Annotated in this window: 17 protein-coding genes; 11 read left to right on the top strand and 6 right to left on the bottom strand. The window is 39.8% G+C overall.

Annotation, left to right across the window (positions count from 1 at the left end; genetic code table 11):
• Nucleotides 1-5 precede the first annotated feature (5 nt).
• Entirely contained in the window at nucleotides 6-704 is a 699-nt protein-coding gene (radC, locus tag B2W36_RS06390) for a RadC family protein (protein WP_209578780.1), read from the bottom strand.
• 164 nt (nucleotides 705-868) lie between these two features.
• Here radC and B2W36_RS06385 point away from each other — a divergent pair, with 164 nt between their 5' ends.
• Nucleotides 869-1,327 carry a peptidylprolyl isomerase gene (locus tag B2W36_RS06385; RefSeq protein ID WP_209578781.1) on the top strand — a complete coding sequence of 153 codons (459 nt, stop codon included), beginning with the start codon at nucleotides 869-871 and terminating at the stop codon, nucleotides 1,325-1,327.
• A 26-nt stretch (nucleotides 1,328-1,353) separates the two neighbouring features.
• Nucleotides 1,354-1,758, top strand: coding sequence for a DUF5606 domain-containing protein (locus B2W36_RS06380; protein ID WP_209578782.1), 405 nt, complete (start codon nucleotides 1,354-1,356; stop codon nucleotides 1,756-1,758).
• 62 nt (nucleotides 1,759-1,820) lie between these two features.
• Here B2W36_RS06380 and B2W36_RS06375 read toward each other — a convergent pair whose 3' ends face one another.
• The 5 genes from B2W36_RS06375 to guaB all read right to left on the bottom strand — a co-directional run bounded on the left by B2W36_RS06375 (nucleotide 1,821) and on the right by guaB (nucleotide 9,151).
• Nucleotides 1,821-2,753, bottom strand: a complete 933-nt coding sequence (locus B2W36_RS06375; RefSeq protein WP_209578783.1) for a hypothetical protein — start codon at nucleotides 2,751-2,753, stop codon at nucleotides 1,821-1,823.
• Nucleotides 2,754-2,879: 126 nt separating this feature from the next.
• Nucleotides 2,880-4,205 carry a UDP-N-acetylglucosamine 1-carboxyvinyltransferase gene (gene murA, locus B2W36_RS06370; protein ID WP_209578784.1) on the bottom strand — a complete coding sequence of 442 codons (1,326 nt, stop codon included), beginning with the start codon at nucleotides 4,203-4,205 and terminating at the stop codon, nucleotides 2,880-2,882.
• A 166-nt stretch (nucleotides 4,206-4,371) separates the two neighbouring features.
• Entirely contained in the window at nucleotides 4,372-5,199 is an 828-nt protein-coding gene (locus B2W36_RS06365) for a DUF4290 domain-containing protein (protein ID WP_293885671.1), read from the bottom strand.
• Nucleotides 5,200-5,252: 53 nt separating this feature from the next.
• A complete protein-coding gene (locus B2W36_RS06360) occupies nucleotides 5,253-7,532 on the bottom strand; it encodes an ATP-dependent helicase (protein ID WP_209578786.1) in 2,280 nt (759 codons plus the stop codon).
• Nucleotides 7,533-7,675: 143 nt separating this feature from the next.
• On the bottom strand, nucleotides 7,676-9,151 hold the full coding sequence (guaB, locus tag B2W36_RS06355) for an IMP dehydrogenase (RefSeq protein WP_209578787.1): 1,476 nt from the start codon (nucleotides 9,149-9,151) through the stop codon (nucleotides 7,676-7,678).
• A gap of 223 nt (nucleotides 9,152-9,374) precedes the next feature.
• Between guaB and B2W36_RS06350 the strand changes: the two genes are divergently transcribed.
• The 9 genes from B2W36_RS06350 to B2W36_RS06310 all read left to right on the top strand — a co-directional run bounded on the left by B2W36_RS06350 (nucleotide 9,375) and on the right by B2W36_RS06310 (nucleotide 19,487).
• On the top strand, nucleotides 9,375-9,848 hold the full coding sequence (locus B2W36_RS06350; RefSeq protein WP_293886918.1) for a hypothetical protein: 474 nt from the start codon (nucleotides 9,375-9,377) through the stop codon (nucleotides 9,846-9,848).
• A 264-nt stretch (nucleotides 9,849-10,112) separates the two neighbouring features.
• Nucleotides 10,113-13,091, top strand: a complete 2,979-nt coding sequence (gene secDF / locus B2W36_RS06345; protein ID WP_293886916.1) for a protein translocase subunit SecDF — start codon at nucleotides 10,113-10,115, stop codon at nucleotides 13,089-13,091.
• A gap of 142 nt (nucleotides 13,092-13,233) precedes the next feature.
• Nucleotides 13,234-13,671, top strand: a complete 438-nt coding sequence (locus B2W36_RS06340; RefSeq protein WP_209578790.1) for a MarR family winged helix-turn-helix transcriptional regulator — start codon at nucleotides 13,234-13,236, stop codon at nucleotides 13,669-13,671.
• Between the two features lie 2 nt (nucleotides 13,672-13,673).
• The gene (locus tag B2W36_RS06335) at nucleotides 13,674-14,678 is read left to right on the top strand and encodes an NAD(P)/FAD-dependent oxidoreductase (RefSeq protein WP_209578791.1); all 1,005 of its coding nucleotides are present in this window, start codon (nucleotides 13,674-13,676) and stop codon (nucleotides 14,676-14,678) included.
• Nucleotides 14,679-14,680: 2 nt separating this feature from the next.
• Nucleotides 14,681-15,016 carry a 2Fe-2S iron-sulfur cluster-binding protein gene (locus B2W36_RS06330; protein WP_293886913.1) on the top strand — a complete coding sequence of 112 codons (336 nt, stop codon included), beginning with the start codon at nucleotides 14,681-14,683 and terminating at the stop codon, nucleotides 15,014-15,016.
• A gap of 250 nt (nucleotides 15,017-15,266) precedes the next feature.
• Nucleotides 15,267-16,577, top strand: a complete 1,311-nt coding sequence (locus B2W36_RS06325) for an NAD(P)/FAD-dependent oxidoreductase (RefSeq protein ID WP_209578793.1) — start codon at nucleotides 15,267-15,269, stop codon at nucleotides 16,575-16,577.
• 438 nt (nucleotides 16,578-17,015) lie between these two features.
• Nucleotides 17,016-18,041 (top strand): rod shape-determining protein, encoded by a 1,026-nt coding sequence (locus tag B2W36_RS06320; protein ID WP_046671815.1) that lies wholly within the window; start codon nucleotides 17,016-17,018, stop codon nucleotides 18,039-18,041.
• Between the two features lie 92 nt (nucleotides 18,042-18,133).
• The gene (gene mreC, locus B2W36_RS06315) at nucleotides 18,134-18,976 is read left to right on the top strand and encodes a rod shape-determining protein MreC (RefSeq protein ID WP_209578794.1); all 843 of its coding nucleotides are present in this window, start codon (nucleotides 18,134-18,136) and stop codon (nucleotides 18,974-18,976) included.
• Nucleotides 18,969-19,487: a rod shape-determining protein MreD gene (locus tag B2W36_RS06310; protein ID WP_209578795.1), complete on the top strand. Its 519-nt coding sequence runs from the start codon at nucleotides 18,969-18,971 to the stop codon at nucleotides 19,485-19,487. Before mreC ends, B2W36_RS06310 begins: the two co-directional genes overlap by 8 nt.
• Nucleotides 19,488-19,491 lie beyond the last annotated feature (4 nt).

Below are 19,491 nucleotides of genomic sequence, written 5' to 3'. Positions count from 1 at the left end.
TATAACTAGTCGATGATACCCTCATCTTTAAAACTGTAATATCCGTTATCGGTAAAGATTAAATGATCGGCAACTCTAATATCCATAATTTTAGAGGCTTCGACAATTTTTTGCGTCAGGATTTTGTCAGCATTGCTCGGATACAAAGTACCTGAAGGATGGTTGTGAATAAGTATAATGGCGTGTGCTTTGAGGCTGATTGCCGTTCGTAAGATTATTCGGACATCAACTGGCGTAAAATCATTACCGCCACGGCCAATGAGCTGCTTGTCCAATATTTTATATGCGGTATTCAAATACATTGTCCAAAATTCCTCATGCGGGAGGTCTTGTAATATTGGTTTCATAAGGGTATATACATAGCGACTACTGGTCACCTGTTTACGCTCTTCGGCGGGCAGTTCGTTTTTGCGACGAGCGAGCTCCAAGGCGGCAAGAATGGAAATGGCTTTTGCTTCTCCTATGCCTCTATACCTGCTCAGTTCTGCGACATCCATTGTGGAAAGTGTCTGCAGGCTGTTATTGGCATCAGCTAATATACGCCGACACAATTCTACGGCACTTTCATTTTTGGATCCAGAGCCAATCAAGATCGCTAATAATTCGGCATCTGTAAGTGCCCTACGACCTTGCTTCAAAAGTTTCTCCCTCGGGCGATCGGCCTCAGCCCAATCCCGAATGACTAGTTTGTACGAGTTTGGCATTTGCAGTTAAGTTATAAAAGGCTAGCGTACATAAATATACAAAAAAAGCTACTTAATATCCTGAGAAATAAACAATCTATCAATTAAAAAAAATTGGCAATAGGGATTTACTTCACATTTCACTCTGAAACGTTATCTTTGTACTTCATAAAAATTTTTTGAATATGAGTAAAGCGATCATTAAAACAGAAAAAGGCGACATGACTGTGGAGTTCTACACAGCTGATGCTCCAAATACAGTAGCCAATTTTATTAAACTTGCTAAATCAGGATATTATGATGGATTAGCATTTCACCGCGTGATTCCTGATTTCGTGATCCAGGGTGGTTGTCCAAATTCACGAGAAGGTGCCGCAGGCACACCGGGAACAGGTGGTCCTGGTTATAAAATTGACTGTGAACTGACTGGCGAAAACCAATATCACGATAGAGGTGTATTATCTATGGCTCACGCTGGCCGTAATACAGGAGGTTCTCAATTTTTCATCTGCCATAGCCGCAATAACACTGCTCACCTGGATCGTAACCATACCTGTTTTGGAAAGGTAACTGAGAATGTGGATATTGTTGACGATATCAGACAGGGTGACCGTATCTTATCAATTGAAGTTATCGAAGATTAATTCTTGGAGATTTAAATATAGTTAAAATGAATTTAAGAGCATTAGTATCCGTAACTGGTAAACCAGGATTGTTCAAATTGGTTGGACAAAATAAAGGAGGTTTTATTTTAGAAACCCTTGATCAGGCAAAAATTAAAACTGTAGTCAGTTTATCTTCGACAAAAATGGCTACTTTGGAAGACATCACAATTTATGGTGAAGAAGAAGAAATTCGGTTATTGAATATTTTTGAAACGATCAAAGAGAAAGGAATTGCTTTACCGGATACAAAATCAGATGGCGAAACGTTGAGAAATTTCTTCCGTGAAGTAGCTCCCGGCCATGATGAATCACGTGTCTATTCATCGGATATTAAAAAGGTGATTACTTGGTATAATATTATCAAAGAATTTCCTTTATTTGAAGAAGAAGCTCCTGCTCCTTTAATGTAGATTTTACCTAAATCAAATAAAAAAACGGAGTTGANNTCAACTCCGTTTTTTTATTTGACGTACTAATGAAACACGACATCTAGCACCCTTTGTTCGACGCTATTTTGATCACTGGGGCCATCAGCCCTGGTACGCATTTTTGTCACTTCAAATTCTTTGGGTCCAAATTGCTTTTCAACGACAGCTGTTGTTGTAAAACGCAGTAATGAATTCTCGTCATCCTTAAGATAGGCATCAATTTCGAGAATCCCTTCGTTTTCATCAAACACATAAGGATGCAGCCTATTAATTCCTTTTGGAATCCGTGGACTTTTCCAAATGACAAATTTAGGAAGTGCTTTATCCTTCGGATCAATTTTATTGTAAATGGCCTGTTGGCAGGTAATGCCGGCAATTACTTTTGTTTTCCCCGTTTTGTCGATCATATAGTCTTTGGGATTTATTCGTATCTGCACTTTGGCAAACCCATGGGAAATTCCCTCTGGAAAGTTAAGGGAAATATTAATATCCTCATTTTCTCGATTTGCTAAAAAGCCTTCTCCTGTACCTTTACTGTAATTCACATAATTTTGCAACTGATAGGTTAAACCTTCAGCAATGGATTTTGCTTGTTGTTGATCAAATCTAATTTCCATCTTGCGTAAGGGAACAAGCATAAGTTCCATGCGTTGGAGGGGATTTCCTATATCAAAGCTATCTGCCTCCTTTTTTTGGGATTCGGGCAGTGCGGATATCGTTTTCCACAGAACGGCAGGTGAGCTCTCTTTATTCAGATTCATCAACCTGAGGAGTTCAGCAAAAGGCATATTCGGAAAGGTAACTTTTTGTTCGATTACCGCAGCATTGATACGTTTTGAAGAACGGATGTCAGTTGTTGTATTGGATTCTTCGTGTAATTTAACTTCTTTGGGGGTAGAAGATTGACAATTACAAAAAAGTAGTGATAGGCCAAATAAAGGGAGAGATAGGGCGTACTTTATTAGATATTTTATCATATCTATTTTTGTTTAAATGTATTTTGTACAAATTTACCTTATTTGCTGCATATATCACAAAAAAGCTCCAGATATTATTTCTGGAGCTTTTTTTCTTCGATTTGCCACTCGGGCTCATCAGGTTATTTAATGTCCTTTTGGTTCGGCGTCGATACGTTTAATATCTGCACCTAATTTCCGTAAGCGCTCTTCGATATCTTGATAGCCGCGTTCAATTTGTTCGATGTTGTGGATCACAGACTTTCCTTTTGCCGATAAGGCTGCAATGAGTAGGGATACTCCGGCACGGATATCAGGGGAAGTCATTTCAATACCTCTCAGGTAATGTGATTTGTTCAATCCAATAACCGTGGCGCGATGTGGGTCACACAAAATAATCTGAGCCCCCATATCAATCAATTTGTCCACGAAGAACAAACGGCTCTCGAACATTTTTTGGTGGATCAATACATTTCCTTTTGCCTGCGTTGCTACCACGAGCACTATACTCAATAAATCTGGCGTAAAACCTGGCCAGGGTGCATCCGAAATCGTCAGAATAGATCCATCTATAAATGTATCAATCTCATAGGAGTCTTGTGCAGGAATAAAAATATCGTCACCACGTAATTCAAACTTGATACCCAAGCGCGAAAATACAGATGGGATAACACCAAGTTCTTCAAAACAGACGTCCTTAATTGTAATTTCCGAACCTGTCATTGCTGCCAATCCGATGAAGGAACCTATTTCAATCATATCGGGCAACATACGGTGTGAAGTACCGCCAAGACGTTCTACACCTTCTATGGTCAACAAATTAGATCCAATACCGGATATTTTTGCTCCCATGCGGTTTAGCATCTTACATAATTGCTGTAAATAAGGCTCACAAGCTGCATTGTATATCGTTGTTGTGCCTTTGGCCAATACAGCAGCCATTACAATGTTGGCAGTACCGGTCACTGAAGCCTCGTCCAATAGGATATAGCTGCCTTTTAGCGCTGTTGCATCAACATTAAAAAAATGATTGGTAGGATCGTAAATGAATTTAGCCCCCAATTTTTCAAAGCCCAAAAAATGTGTATCCAATCGTCTACGGCCAATTTTATCGCCACCCGGTTTTGGGATAGCTGCCTTGCCGAATCGAGCTAACAAAGGGCCAACAATCATGATAGAACCCCGCAACCCCCCCCCTTTTTCTTTAAATTCGGGCGATTGAAAATAGTCTATATTTATATCTTTAGCTTCAAAAACATAGGTATCCTTATCAATGCGATTGATTTTAACACCTAACGCTCCTAACAGATCAATCAACTTATTGACATCTTTAATATCTGGAATATTACTGATGGTCATGGGTTCTTCTGTCAGTAAAACTGCAGAAAGAATCTGTAAGGCCTCATTTTTTGCTCCTTGAGGAATAATCTCTCCCTTTAACGGTTTTCCACCGATTATTTCAAATGCGTTCATTTATTCTATAAGTGATATCTTCTTAATACATACTCTCCACTTGTATTTCCCTTGGGTATTTGGTTTATTGTTCCAAAACAGCGCGTTTTTTAAAAAAAGCAGGCAATTGTAAAGAAATCTATTAATCACTTCGCAATTGCCTGCTTCCTTGAACAATCTTTAAGAACTAGCCTCGTTTGTTATTATAGTTACCCTGTGGCTTTCTGTTTCTGTTATTATTATTACTTCCGTAACTATTGTTATTGTTACTTCCGTAGCTATTACTGTTGCTTCCGTAGTTGTTGCGCTTGGTATTATTGTTATTGTTGTTGTTGTTTGCCATACGAGGCTTACCACCACCTTTCGACTGATGGCCGGAATTATTGTTATTATTGTTGTTGTTGTTATTTCCGCCCGAGTTACTATTGGCCGGACCTTTAACACGATTTCCTGGAGGCGGTGTTTTAAAGTCAAGTTTCGTCAAAACAGTACCTTCTGGTAAGGTCAATTGGTAACCCGACAGCTCTTTGAGATCCTGAATGATCAATTCATCCGAAACAGAATCTTTATTCCAGGTCAGGTAAGCCATTTTCATAAAATTGGCAATACCGATAACCATCTGCTCCCTTTTGGCTTCGTCATTGGCCAACAGTGCCTTTTCAATCATTTTCTCTACGGTAAAACCGTAATGTTTGAATCGGATGGAATGCTGCGGATAGCCGAGGTGCTCCACTTCGTGTTTCACGCTTTTGGCAGTAGCAATTGGATAAGGCGAGTCGATATCCAATTTAAAATCAGAAATAATCTGTAGGTGGTCCCACAGCTTATGTTTAAAATCAGACACATCTCTCAGATGTGGGTTTAATACCCCCATCATATCGATTACAATTTGTGCGTGTTTATTTCTTTCTTCCTTTGTGGGTAAAGTACAGATGTAATCTACCATATTTTGCACATTGCGACCATATTCTGCAAGGATCAATTTTGGTCTAGTGCTGTTGTAGTCAAAGTTCATATAGCTAATATAAGTACCTAAGTAAACGATCAAGATGTCGTTTTGGTATTTTATTATTGAATTATTCTAAGTTTTGCAAATTTAAGCAACAATTGTTTCTGTCCCAACTCTTTAAAGAAAATAGTTGCTTTTATATCTCCTTTGTTTCCTTCGAGATTGACAACTTTCCCAAATCCGAAGCGTTCATGTTCAACTTCCATGCCGACTTGAAGGTTTGATGTATCTGAAGGAGCAAAACCCGCAGTAGGTTTGTGGGCTTTTGGCAGTATTGACGTCGTCTTCACCATCGGCTTAGGCTTAGGTTTAGAAAATGTGTCATCACTGTCCTTTTGTTGCCATGCAATTCGTTCGCCTTGAAAACTTCCGGCTGAGGCAGAAGTTTGTCGTGGTTTAAAATCCAATGCGAGACATGCCGGATTCAATTCATCCAAGAAGCGACTGGGTTCGCAATTATTGAGCGTTCCCCAACGATATCGCGAAGTAGCATACGAAAGTAGTAATTTTTTTTCAGCTCTCGTAACAGCGACATAAAAAAGTCTTCGTTCTTCCTCCAATTCCGACCTGGAATTCAAAGATAACTGCGACGGAAATAAGTTTTCCTCCAAACCAACAATAAAGACAATCGGAAACTCCAGCCCTTTAGAAGAGTGGATGGTCATTAAAGACACGGTATCAGCATTTGGATCTTTATCGTTATCGTCGTTGGTCAACAAAGCGATATCCTGCATATAAACGTCCAGTCCGCGCTCTTCAATATCCTCTCGCTCCGAAAATTCCTTAATACCATTGAGGAGTTCCTGGATATTTTCGTAGCGCGCCAATCCTTCTACGGACTTATCTTCATACAATTCCTTTAGAATACCACAGTGCTGAGCAATGTGCATGGCCGTATCAAAAGCGCTATTGTTCTTAGCCAAAGCCTGAAAACTCTGTATCATCTGTGCAAAACCACCAACAGAGGTTGCACTACGTCCATCAAGAAACTGAGCCGCATTGGCAACAACATCCCAGATTCGGTATTGATTCTGATCTGCTGCGATCATAATCTTCTCGATTGTCGTATCTCCGATCCCGCGACGCGGATAATTGATAACGCGCTTTAATGCTTCCTCGTCGTTTGGATTAAAGGTGAGCCTGAAATAGGCGATTAAGTCTTTGATTTCTTTCCGTTGATAGAAAGAAGTACCACCATATATTTTATAGGGTATGTTAATTTTGCGCAAAGCCTCCTCCATTGCTCTGGATTGGGCATTGGTACGGTAAAGAATAGCAAAATCTTTATAATTAAGACCCTTTATCGATTTCTCTTCAATGATCAGATCGGCTACGATTTTACCTTCCTCATTGTCAGAGAACGCACGTGAAACCTTGATTTTCTCGCCTTCTTCGTTATCAGAAAAGACATTTTTCTCCAATTGATTCTGATTGTTGGCGATCACCGAATTGGCCGCATTTACGATCATTTTAGTGGATCGATAATTCTGTTCCAGTTTAAAGATCTTTACATCTGGATAATCCTTTTGGAAATTCAGGATGTTCTGAATATTTGCGCCACGGAACGCGTAGATGGACTGCGCATCATCCCCTACGACACAGATATTTTCATTTACTGCTGCCAGACGCTTGACAATAAGGTATTGTGAAAAGTTCGTATCCTGATACTCGTCGACCATCAGATAACGAAACTGGTGCTGATATTTATGCAGTACCTCTGGATGCTTATTGAGCAAGACATTTGTCTTAAACAGCAAATCGTCAAAATCCATGGCCCCTGCACGGTAGCAGCGTTGGGCATAGGTCATATAAATTTGTCCCAATTGCCCACGACCATTTGAAATATCTTCGGCCAAGATGGCTTCATTCTTATTATATTCCTGCGGTGATATCAGGTTGTTTTTTGCCTGCGAAATACGCCCGTATACATGATTGACATTATACAGCTTATCATCGAGATTCATTTCTTTTAGGATGGCACGCAACAAGCTTTTGGTATCGTCGGTATCGTAGATTGTAAAGTTTCTGGGATACCCGATCAATTCAGCTTCTACCCGGAGTATTTTTGCAAATACGGAGTGAAATGTTCCCATCCAAATATTTTTCGCTTCGCTCCCAACGACAGAAACGATACGCGCGCGCATCTCTTTGGCTGCCTTGTTGGTAAATGTCAACACCAAGATATTGAATGGATCAACACCTTTTCGAATCAAGTGTGCTACACGATAGGTAATCACCCGTGTTTTTCCTGAACCAGCTCCTGCAACAATCATCACAGGACCTTCTGTCTGCTCTACGGCTCCTCGTTGTGAAGGGTTTAAACCCGCTAAATAATCCAAATTAACTCCTTAAATTTTAAAACCTGAGAATAGGGTATAAAAGTACAAATTTCCTGTCGATCCCTCGGGCTATCCTGCTAATATTTTTACACAAAAAAAACCGATAATAAAGATTATCGGTTTTTATATCAAATAAGCAGTATTTAGCCTCTGCTATTATAATTTGGTGCTTCCTTCGTAATGGAAATATTATGTGGGTGAGACTCTCTCAAGCCTGCTCCTGTAATACGGACAAACTGAGCTTCCTGCAACTTCTCGATTGTGGCAGCACCACAGTAACCCATGGAAGCGCGCAGTCCACCGACATATTGATAAACGACTTCAGCCAGTGTACCTTTATAAGGAACACGACCAACAATACCTTCAGGAACCAGTTTTTTAATATCATCTTCCACGTCTTGGAAATAACGGTCTTTAGACCCTTTTTCCATCGCTTCAATTGAACCCATACCACGGTAAGACTTAAACTTACGTCCTTCGTAGATAATGGTTTCACCTGGGGCTTCTTCCACTCCTGCGAATAATGAGCCGGCCATAATCGTACTTGCCCCAGCGGCAATTGCTTTTGCAATATCGCCTGTCTGTTTGATACCACCATCTGCAATCAATGGTACGCCAGTTCCTTTCAGTGCTTTCGCTACTTCATATATCGCATAAAGCTGAGGAACACCGACACCTGCAATAATACGTGTTGTACAGATCGATCCGGGTCCGATACCAACTTTTACCGCGTCTGCACCTGCTTCAGCCAAAGCGGTTGCAGCCGCACCTGTAGCAATATTTCCAACGATGACCTGAAGTTCAGGAAATTGGGCTTTTACTAATTTCAGTTTATCGATCACCCCTTTTGAATGCCCATGTGCCGTGTCAATGGTGACTACATCTACTCCCGCCTTCACCAACGCTTCAACGCGGTCCATTGTATCTGGCGTAACGCCTACTGCAGCGCCCACCAATAAACGTCCATGGCTATCTTTAGCGGCATTTGGATAATGCTTATATTTTTGAATATCTTTAAATGTGATCAAACCTTTCAAAATTCCTTCCCTATTGACTACTGGAAGTTTTTCGATCTTTTCGTTTTGAAGAATCTCCTCAGCTTTCACCAAATCTGTTCCTTCGGGTGCCACGACAAGATTTTCTTTCGTCATCAATTCATTGATTGGTCGAAGCATATCTTTTTGAAAACGAAGGTCACGATTGGTTACAATACCGACTAACTGCCCATTTTCATTCACAACGGGAATGCCACCGATCTTGTGCTCCTTCATGATATTAAAGGCGTCTCCCACTGTTGCTGTTGCCAATAAAGTAACAGGATCCTGAATCATCCCGCTCTCGGAGCGCTTAACTTTGCGTACTTCAGCAGCCTGTTCTGCAATAGTCATGTTTTTGTGCAACATACCAATACCGCCAGCTTGTGCAATCGCTATGGCTAAATCAGCACCAGTTACCGTATCCATTGCTGCAGAAACCAATGGGATATTTAATTTGATTTTTTTTGTTAGCGAAGTACTCGTATCAACGTCACGGGGTAAAATTTCAGAATAAGCTGGAATTAATAAGACGTCATCGTAAGTGAGACCTTCTGCTACGAATTTTTGTGGATCTAATTGCATGGCAAATATGTATTGGGTTTTCTATTTGCCAGGCAAATTTAAGAAAAATAAGTAATATTAAAAAATAAAATATAGAAATTACAATCAAAAGACAAATTAGAACCATTATGAATTAAACATTCCATTTCCTTTATTTCAGACGCGATTATTTTTTGGCAAGCTATTTGCTTTCGGTAACACGAAAAGTTATTTTAATTAATGAAAATATAAAGATAAGATAATTATGAAAAAGACACTACTTTCATTAGCTGCTGTCGCAGCATTAGCATTTGGCACACAAGAAGTAAAAGCTCAATCTCCTCAACGCGCTGCAATCGGTGTGGTTTTCGACGGATCGATCGGTGACCTTTGGGGGGTTCAATACAAACAGTCAATGGGTGGCGCAAACAATGGTCAAGCGCAGGTAATGTTTGATGACCATGTGGTAGCAGTTGGTGCTGATTGGCAACATGCAAGACCTTTCCGTGGCGCTCCAGGTTTAGGTTGGTACGCAGGTGTTGGTGCACAATTAACGTTTGTAGACGCTGGCGACAACATTACTTATGTGGGATTGAGACCGCAATTGGGTCTTGAATTTAAAATTCCATCGGCTCCTATCGGTCTTCACGCTGACTGGAAACCAAATTGGACTTTAAACCATGGTTCTGATTTTGACGCTTCAACATTTTCATTTGGTATCAAATATACGTTGAGATAATAGAAGCAGCTCAAATAGCTTAAAAAAAAGGTTCTTCTCATCATGAGGAGGACCTTTTTTTATGAAATAAAATGCATAAGTATTTCTTTTTTTATTCAATTCTCCTATTTTTATGCCGTTGACCTAATTGGCATAAATAAAACTTTTCATTCTACAAAAATTTTATACCTTTGCCATTCTTGGTAAAATGTGATTAAACAAGAACTAATTATCAATTACATAAACAGTATTTAACATTATAATTAATACAATTAATAACAGACGATGCAAGGTAAAGGGCTGATTAAACTTTTAGTGATAGTGGTGTCATTAGCGTGTCTATACTCCCTATCATTTACTTGGGTGACCCGCAATGTGGAGCGCGATGCTGAGAATTTTGCCAAGGGAGACTTGGCGAAAGAGAAGAGCTATCTAGACTCAATGGCAGGTGAAGTAGTGTACAATTTAGGGTTTGCAAAATACACCTATCGGGAAGCCAAAGCAAATGAACTCGCTTTGGGATTGGATTTGAAAGGTGGTATGAACGTAACCATGGAAATCTCGTTGGACGAATTGATCCGCAATTTGGCAAACAATCCAAAAGATGAGAAATTCAACAAAGCGTTGGAACAGGCCGTAGCAAAAAGCAAAACGAGTGCTAAAACAGTCGTTGCGCTCTTTATGGAAGAATACAAATCCATCGGTGCTACAACTCCACTTTCAACATTCTTTTCAACAAAAGATAATGCTGTACTAATTAAACCTGGTGATTCAGACTCAAAAGTTGAATCATTCCTTCAAAAAGAAGCGGACAACGCCATCCAAAATTCCTACAAAGTACTTCGTACACGTATTGATAAGTTTGGTGTTGCATCTCCAAACATTCAAATTCAACAAGGCACAAACCGTATTTTAATCGAGTTACCTGGTGTCAAAGACGAAAGCCGTGTGCGTAACCTGCTTCAAGGATCCGCTAAACTGGAGTTTTATGAGACCTATACCAATCAAGAAGTTTATCCATTACTGGAAAATATCGACAAAACTTTAGCATCTACGTTAAAAGCACCTGCTACAACGGCTACTGCCGCAGCAGACACAAGCAAAAAATCAGATGATTTGTTATCCAACCTAACCGGTGGTAAAAAAGATGCGATAAAAGACAGTGCTGCTGTAAATCTTGGTCAGAAAAATCCACTGTTTGAAGTGTTGCGCCCAGCAGTTTATATGGGTGAAAACCAACAGATGGCGCTTATGCCAGGTTCAATGGTGGGTATTGCTTCATTAAAAGATACAGCAAAAGTAAATGCATACTTGCAACGTCCGGAGGTAAAATCAATTCTCCCGGGAAACTTAAAACTTTTATGGGCTGTTAAACCTGAACAAAAGACACCTGAGCAACTATCTTTATACGCAATCAAAGGATCTGGACAGGACAATGGTGCTGTATTGACAGGCGATGTGATCACCGATGCTACAGCGAACTTTGATGAAAAAAATCAACCAGTGGTTGGTATGCAAATGAACAGCGAAGGTGCACGTGAATGGAAGAAAATTACCGCAAAAGCGGCTCAGAACAGAGACGCCATCGCGATCGTTCTAGATAATGTGGTGTATTCTGCTCCTTCTGTAAATGGCGAAATTCCGAATGGTAGTTCTTCAATTTCAGGTTCTTTTACGGTAGAAGACACGAAAGATTTGGCAAACGTATTGAAAGCCGGTCGTCTTCCAACAACTGCTAAAATCGTTGAAGAAGCCATCGTGGGTCCTACTTTGGGTCAGGCTGCCATTGATGCGGGTGTTAACTCTGCTGTTATCGGTATTATCGTGGTGATGATCTTTATGATTGCTTACTATAATACAGCGGGTATCGTAGCAAACATCGCGGTGTTATTAAACGTATTTATCATTATGGGGGTATTGGCATCCTTAAATGCTGTACTCACCTTGCCTGGTATCGCGGGTATCGTATTGACGATGGGTACCGCAGTGGATGCGAACGTCTTGATCTATGAACGTATCCGTGAAGAACTGGGCTTAGGTAAATCGATCCGTCAGGCGGTTGCAGATGGTTACAAACATGCTTTACCTTCCATCCTGGATTCACAGATCACAACCTTCTTAATTGGTATCATTCTATTCTTATTCGGTAGTGGTCCGATCTTAGGTTTCGCTACAACGTTAATGGTGGGTATTATTACTTCGTTGTTTACGGCAATCTTAGTGACACGCGTGATCTTTGAATGGATGTTGGCGAAAGACTTCAAAATTAAAGTCTCTTTCCCTTGGTCTGCAAAAACCTTGCAAAATGCAAACTTCAAATTTGTTCAGAAACGTAAAATCTTTTATGCGATCTCTATCGTTGCCGTGTTAATTTCTGCTGCATCCATTTTCACAAAAGGATTTAGTTTAGGAGTAGATTTCCAAGGTGGTCGTACGTATACTGTCCGTTATGATAAACCTGTGGACTTGGAAGCTGTACGTACAAACTTGGATGATATCTTCCAGAAAACAACAGAAGTAAAAGTCTTCGGTGCATCCAACCAACTGCGTATAACAACAACTTACCATATCGAAGAAACTTCGGACACTGCTGACAAAGAAGTATTGGATAAATTAAACCAAGGTCTATCAAAAGTAGACGCTTCCAATAAACATGAAATCCTTTCGTCTCAAAAAGTTGGGCCAAGTATTGCTACTGATATCAAGTCTAGAGCGACCAGTTCGGCAATTTTCTCTATCATCATTGTTGCTGCTTACATTTTGATTCGTTTCCACAAATGGGAATATTCAGTTGGAGCAGCTATTGCAACAATCCACGATGCGATTATTTTATTGGGCTTATTCTCTCTCTTGGATGGCATCGTACCATTCTCGCTTGATATTGACCAACACTTTGTGGCAGCGATATTAACGGTCATTGCTTACTCGGTGAATGATACAGTGGTTGTATTTGACCGTTTACGTGAATTCGTATCAAAACCAAATGCACATAATGAAGATCTTGGCGATGTCGTCAACCATGCGATCAACTCGACGTTAAGTAGAACGATCATTACCTCATTAACGATTGTATTTGTTCTTGCAGTCCTGTTTATTTTCGGTGGTGAAGTTATCCGTGGATTCTCATTCGCAATCTTAATCGGTGTAATCGTAGGTACATACTCATCGATTATTTTAGCGGCACCTTCGGTATATGACTTGCGTAAAGGAAAACATTTGGCTGAAGGTAATACGGCTAAAAAAGCTGAGGTCGTAAGACCATAATAAAGCTCTTTGCAGCAAAAAAACGCATTGAGTATTGGAGTGCCCCCAAAAAGTTAGCTACTTTCTGGGGGCATTTTTTATTGCATTCAAATTACTTGTCACACTAAATATTTTAAATATATTTGTTGTGCTAAATATTTGTATGCTAAACGAAAAATTCGACCGCTATTCTTTTATTCTCGACCAAACGGCCAAGAAAGTAAAGCAATTTGCCCAATCCTCTTTTGCGGAGAAAGGATTTGATATCACTGTGGATCAGTGGACCATTTTAAAGGCTTTGTATGAAACAGATCAGCTTTCGCAAAAAGAATTGGCGAAACGCTGCGGAAAAGACCAACCCACATTGACACGGATCGTTGATATCCTTCTTAAAAAAAATCTGGCTGAACGGGTCATTGACGAAACAGACCGTCGGAGCCTTTATTTGCACTTGACGGAAGAAGGAAAATTAAAAGTAGCATCGCTTTCACCAATTGTTGCGGAGATTCGTATGAAGGCCTGGAAAAATTTGACAGCGGAAGATTTTGACGCTTTTACAAGGATTTTGAACACAATATATAACAACTTAAATATAGAATAGCTATGATAAATACGGATATCTGTATCATTGGAGCAGGACCTGTTGGCCTATTCGCTGTTTTCGAAGCTGGGCTTTTAAAAATGCGCTGCCATTTGATTGATGTGTTACCTCAGGTAGGCGGACAGCTTTCGGAGATTTACCCGCACAAACCTATCTATGATATACCTGGTTATCCAAGTATAACCGCACAGGAGCTGATCGATAAGCAGCTTGAACAAATTAAACCTTTCGACCCTACTTTCACCTTAGGTGAGCGTGTAGAACAAATATCCAGACAGGATGATGGCTCTTTTATCGTGACAACTAATGAACATACAACTGTTCACACACAGGTTATTGTTATCGCCGGAGGCTTGGGCTGTTTTGAGCCGCGCAAACCGGAGATTCCGAATCTTCATCTCTTTGAAGGAAAAGGGGTAGACTATATGGTAAAAGATCCCGCCAAGTACCGGGATAAAAACATTGTTATTGCGGGTGGAGGCGACTCAGCTCTAGACTGGACCTTTCACCTCGCGGATATTGCGCAGCAGGTAACTTTAATACATCGGAGCGATTCCTTCCGAGGTGCCCCCGATTCGGCAGAGAAAGTATTCAAATTGGCCCAACAGGGGAAAATCAATTTATTGCTTTCCCACAGTCTGACCAATATTCACGGCAATGGCAGTTTATCACATGTTGAAACAGCAAGTAAAAACAAAGAAGTTATCGCTATAGAGGCAGACTATTTTATCCCTTTATTTGGCCTGACACCTAAACTTGGTCCAATTGCTGATTGGGGATTGCAAATTGATAAAAATGCCATTGAGGTCAATACTTTTGATTACTCCACCAACGTAGAGCGTGTTTACGCAATCGGAGACATCAATACGTATCCCGGCAAGCTGAAACTCATTCTTTGTGGATACCATGAGGCAGCCCTGATGTGTCAAAGCGCTTTTAAATTTGTCTATCCAGACCAGAAACTTACATTCAAATACACAACAGTAAACGGAATAAATACATTTTAGTTATGGAAGATAATTTAATTAAAATTGGTGTTGTTGACCGCGACGGGAGCGAAAATATACTGGAGATACCCACAGACATCAACCTTTCACTGATGGAAATTTTAAGAGCATCAGAATATGAAATATTGGCAACCTGCGGTGGGATGGCTTTATGTGCTACCTGCCATGTTGAGGTTATTGAAGGTCTAGAATCGCTTGATCCAGCGAGCGATCAGGAGCTCGATATGTTAGACACGCTCCCCGATGCTGATGATCAAAGTCGGCTCGCCTGTCAGCTTTATCTACAGAATTGCAACAACGGTATGAAAATCAAGATAAAAGGTGCATTGCAGTCGTGATCTCATGGTGTATTTTATACACCATGAGATCACGACCAACATCTTTTTTTTTAGACAGTAACAGGTCGACATAAAAGACTAAAAATCAAACACCTACAAAACATATGATTGAAAGATTTAGCCTTTTCACAATAAATTTCACAACATATCGGCGCAATAAATAAATATTTTTTAGTTTTTTGAAGCAAAATTTAAGATATTTGCAGCTTAATTCGATTGTACCGAATTTTTACAACAAACTATTAAAAATATGCCAAGCAATAGTTCAAATAGAAAATTCCCAAGAGTAATCATTATTGGTGCTGGATTTGGAGGAATTGAAGTTGCTAAAAAGCTTAAAAATAAGGAAGTTGAAGTTCTGTTGCTGGACAGAAATAACTTTCATACTTTTCAACCTTTGATGTATCAGGTAGCCACGGGTACTCTTTCGGCGGATTCTATTTCTTTCCCTGTCCGCAAAATGTTCAAAGGCCAAGACAACTTCCGCTTTAGACTTGCTGACGTAAAGAGTGTAGATAATGAGGCCAAAATTGTAAGAACAGACGTTGGTGATTTTGACTATGATTATTTGATTGTTGCTACAGGTGCCACAACGAACTTCTTCGGCAATCAACAAATCACGAAATATGCTTTGCCAATGAAAAACATACAAGAAGCATTAAACATTCGTAGCTATGTTTTACAGAACCTGGAAGAGGCGGTACGGATAGAAAACCCGGCTGATCGTAAAGCCAATCTGAACTTTGTTATTGTTGGAGGTGGTCCGACAGGTGTAGAACTTTCGGGTGCAATCGCAGAAATCAAAAACAACGTTCTTGAAAAAGACTATCCAGAATTAAAAAAATCTGAGATGTCGGTTTACTTAGTCGAAGGACTTCCAAAAGTATTGGCCAATCTGTCTGAAAAATCTTCCAAAGATTCGGAAAGATACCTGAAAGATCTAGGTGTAGAAGTGTTATTGAATGTTCAGGTAACAGGATATGATGGTAATTCGATTACTTTCGCCGACGGCAGAAGCATTGAAACAAAAACTGTGATCTGGGGTGCCGGCGTAGCTGGTCAGTATCCTGATGGCTTCAAGAAAGAAATTATCCAGCGTGGTAACCGTATACAGACTGACGATCAATGTCGCGTTATCGATATGCCAGGTGTTTATGCCATTGGTGATGTTTCGGCGTTTATTACAGATGATCTTCCTCGTGGCTTACCTGGTGTTGCACCGGTAGCTCAACAACAGGGGGCATATGTCGCTAAACACATCCTCCAAACGATTTCCAACCAACCAACTGAGAAATTCAATTATTTTGACAAAGGCTCAATGGCTACTATAGGCCGTAATAAAGCGGTAGTTGATATGGGAAAAATTCATTTTAATGGATTCTTTGGCTGGATGACGTGGATGTTTGTCCACTTGATGTCCATTTATGGATTCAGAAATAAACTAATCACTTTTGTAAACTGGTCAATTAAATTTTTCACAAAAAACAGTGGTGTACGTTTAATATTCCACAAGTATGATGAACCAGTTCCGGAAAAAAATCAGGCAGAAACAGTGCACTAGTCTTTTGATAGTATTTTCAACCTGAAATTAATCATTACCCCGACAGCGCCATGATAGCAAGATCATGGCGCTGTCTTTTTTATCCCCCTCTTATCTGCTTATCACTGGAGATAAGGTTGTACTCGCTGAATATCTAATCCACATCACAACATTAGCGTTCCACTGACTTGTCAACTCCAACCTCTATTTATTGGATTCTTTGTTTCGACTGTCATTGATTTCAAAAACAAATGTTTCATCCTTGTCTACAGGGTCATCCAATTTAAAATAACTTCGCCTAGCACGTAACATTTACAGATTATATTCGTTAAATTTAAAGACAGTTTTTTCCAGATAGAATTTACTTTCATAATATCTTTTTTTGATGTATAACCTCAAAAAGATTAATTTTTTTTGGTAGGTTTGCATATTATTCTAAAATAGCTTAAGGATTAGCAGATGGGCTTATTTAATTGGTTTACGCAAGAAGTTGCGATTGACTTGGGTACTGCAAATACCCTAATAATTCATAATGACAAAGTAGTAGTTGATGAACCTTCTATTGTTGCATTTGACCGCACCACAAATAAAGTGATCGCCATTGGCCGCCAAGCCATGCAAATGGAGGGTAAGACACACGACAATATAAAGACAGTACGTCCTTTACGTGATGGAGTAATTGCTGATTTTACGGCTGCTGAGCATTTGATCAGAGGAATGGTAAAATTAGTAAACAATGGCAAGAGCTGGTTTTTCCCTTCGCTTCGTATGGTTGTTTGTATTCCTTCTGGTATTACAGAGGTGGAAAAAAGAGCGGTACGCGACTCCGCTGAAATTGCTGGTGCTAAGGAAGTCTATTTGATTCACGAGCCCATGGCCGCTGCTGTAGGTATAGGGATTGATGTGGAAGAACCGATGGGTAATATGATTATTGATATCGGTGGTGGTACTACCGAAATAGCAGTCATTGCTTTGTCGGGTATCGTATGTGACCAGTCTATTCGCGTTGCGGGTGATAACTTTGACTCCGATATCGTTCAATACATCAGACGACAACACAACATCATGATTGGTGAACGTACGGCTGAAAAAATAAAAATTGAAGTGGGTGCTGCTCTTCCGGAATTGCAGGAACCACCCGCAGATTTTGCTGTTCAAGGGCGTGATTTGATGACTGGTGTTCCTAAACAAATCACTGTTTCTTATACCGAAATAGCCCATTGTCTGGATAAATCCATCTCAAAAATTGAAGAGGCGATCTTAAAAGCTTTAGAAATTACTCCCCCAGAATTATCAGCAGATATTTATCAAACAGGTATTTACCTGACTGGCGGTGGTGCGTTATTACGCGGTCTGGACCGTCGTATACAAGCTAAGACTAAACTTCCAGTGCACATTGCTGAAGACCCATTACGCGCTGTCGTAAGAGGAACTGGTATTGCACTTAAAAATATCGGACGATTTAAATTTTTGATGCAATCCTAACCGTTCGATAATTAATAACAATATTTTATTAAAGAGCGATATAATATGCAAAACTATTATATCGCTTGCTTATTAAATACCCACATTAAAAAATGAGAAACCTTTGGTTATTCCTAAGACGATATAATGCATTCTTTTGGTTTATCCTCTTTTTTGGATTCTCTTTATTTTTGGTCATCACCAATAATTCTTTCCAACGTAATTCGGTCTTAAATTCTTCGAATAGTATCATCGGAGGCCTTTATGCAAAAGTCAATTCCTGGAAAAGCTATCTTCACCTCGATGAAACTAACGATGCGCTCGCAAGAGAAAATGCGCAATTGAGAAAGGACTTACAGGCCTATCGGTCAACTGACAGCATCAACATTGGTCCTGTACCAGCTATTGATAGCAGCGAATTTGGGCGTTATGAATTTATTATTGCGAATGTCATCAACAACAGCATTCACCAAAAAGCAAATACAATTACACTTGATAAAGGGAGTAAGGATGGTATCGAGCGCGGAATGGGTGTGATCGCCCCCAATGGTGTAGTAGGTATTGTCTTAAATGTCTCACCCCATTTCTCGACGGTTCAATCATTGTTGCATCCTGACACGAGAATATCGGTTACGCTCGGTCATACTGAAGTATTTGGTTCGTTGGTGTGGGGCAATAGCATGGACTATCGCGCGGCAATGGTCAAGGAAATCCCAAATCACATTAAAGTCAACAAGGGGGACAAAGTATATACCTCAGGATATTCGGGCCATTTTCCAAAAGGGATTTTTGTTGGAACTGTCATTCAGACGGGTATCTCCTCCGGAGATGCTTTTTTAGATCTTAGAATACTGTTAAGTACCAACTTCTCCAACTTACAGCATGTGTATGTTGTAAAAGACCTGTTAAATAACGAATTAAAAACACTAGAAGAATCGACAAAGGACAATGGCTAGGATTTTAATATTTAATATTATTCGATTTATCGTGTTGATAGGCATGCAAGTTTTCCTATTTCAAAACATCGGTTACTACAATCTGGTCGCGGCATTTCCTTACATTTTGTTTGTTTTTTTGCTTCCAACGGGAACGCCTAATTTTCTGGTTTATTTGATCGCATTTCTAACTGGACTCACCGTAGATTCTTTTTATGATACTTTAGGTGTCAATACTGCGGCCTGTGTTGCATTAGCTGCTTTCCGCATTTTCTTCATGAAAATTACACTCGAAGTGGAAGAACGCGAATCTTTTTTCACCCCAATGTTGGGATTCATGAATATCCGTTGGTTCTTTTCTTATATCTTCTTCGGAACATTGATTCATCATACATTTTTGTATTTATTGGAATCTTTTTCCTTCCAACACATCCAATACACCTTATTGAGTATCGTTTTAAGTTGTATATTTACAGTAATTATCATGCTATTATTTAGCATATTATTCTACAAAAAGAAAGATCGGTTATAGTAGA

The sequence above is a fragment of the Sphingobacterium sp. UBA3549 genome, assembly GCF_002376635.1.
Classification (GTDB): Bacteria; Bacteroidota; Bacteroidia; order Sphingobacteriales; family Sphingobacteriaceae; genus Sphingobacterium.
Note: the sequence above shows the minus strand (reverse complement) of the source record. Positions and strands in the feature narration are given on the sequence as shown.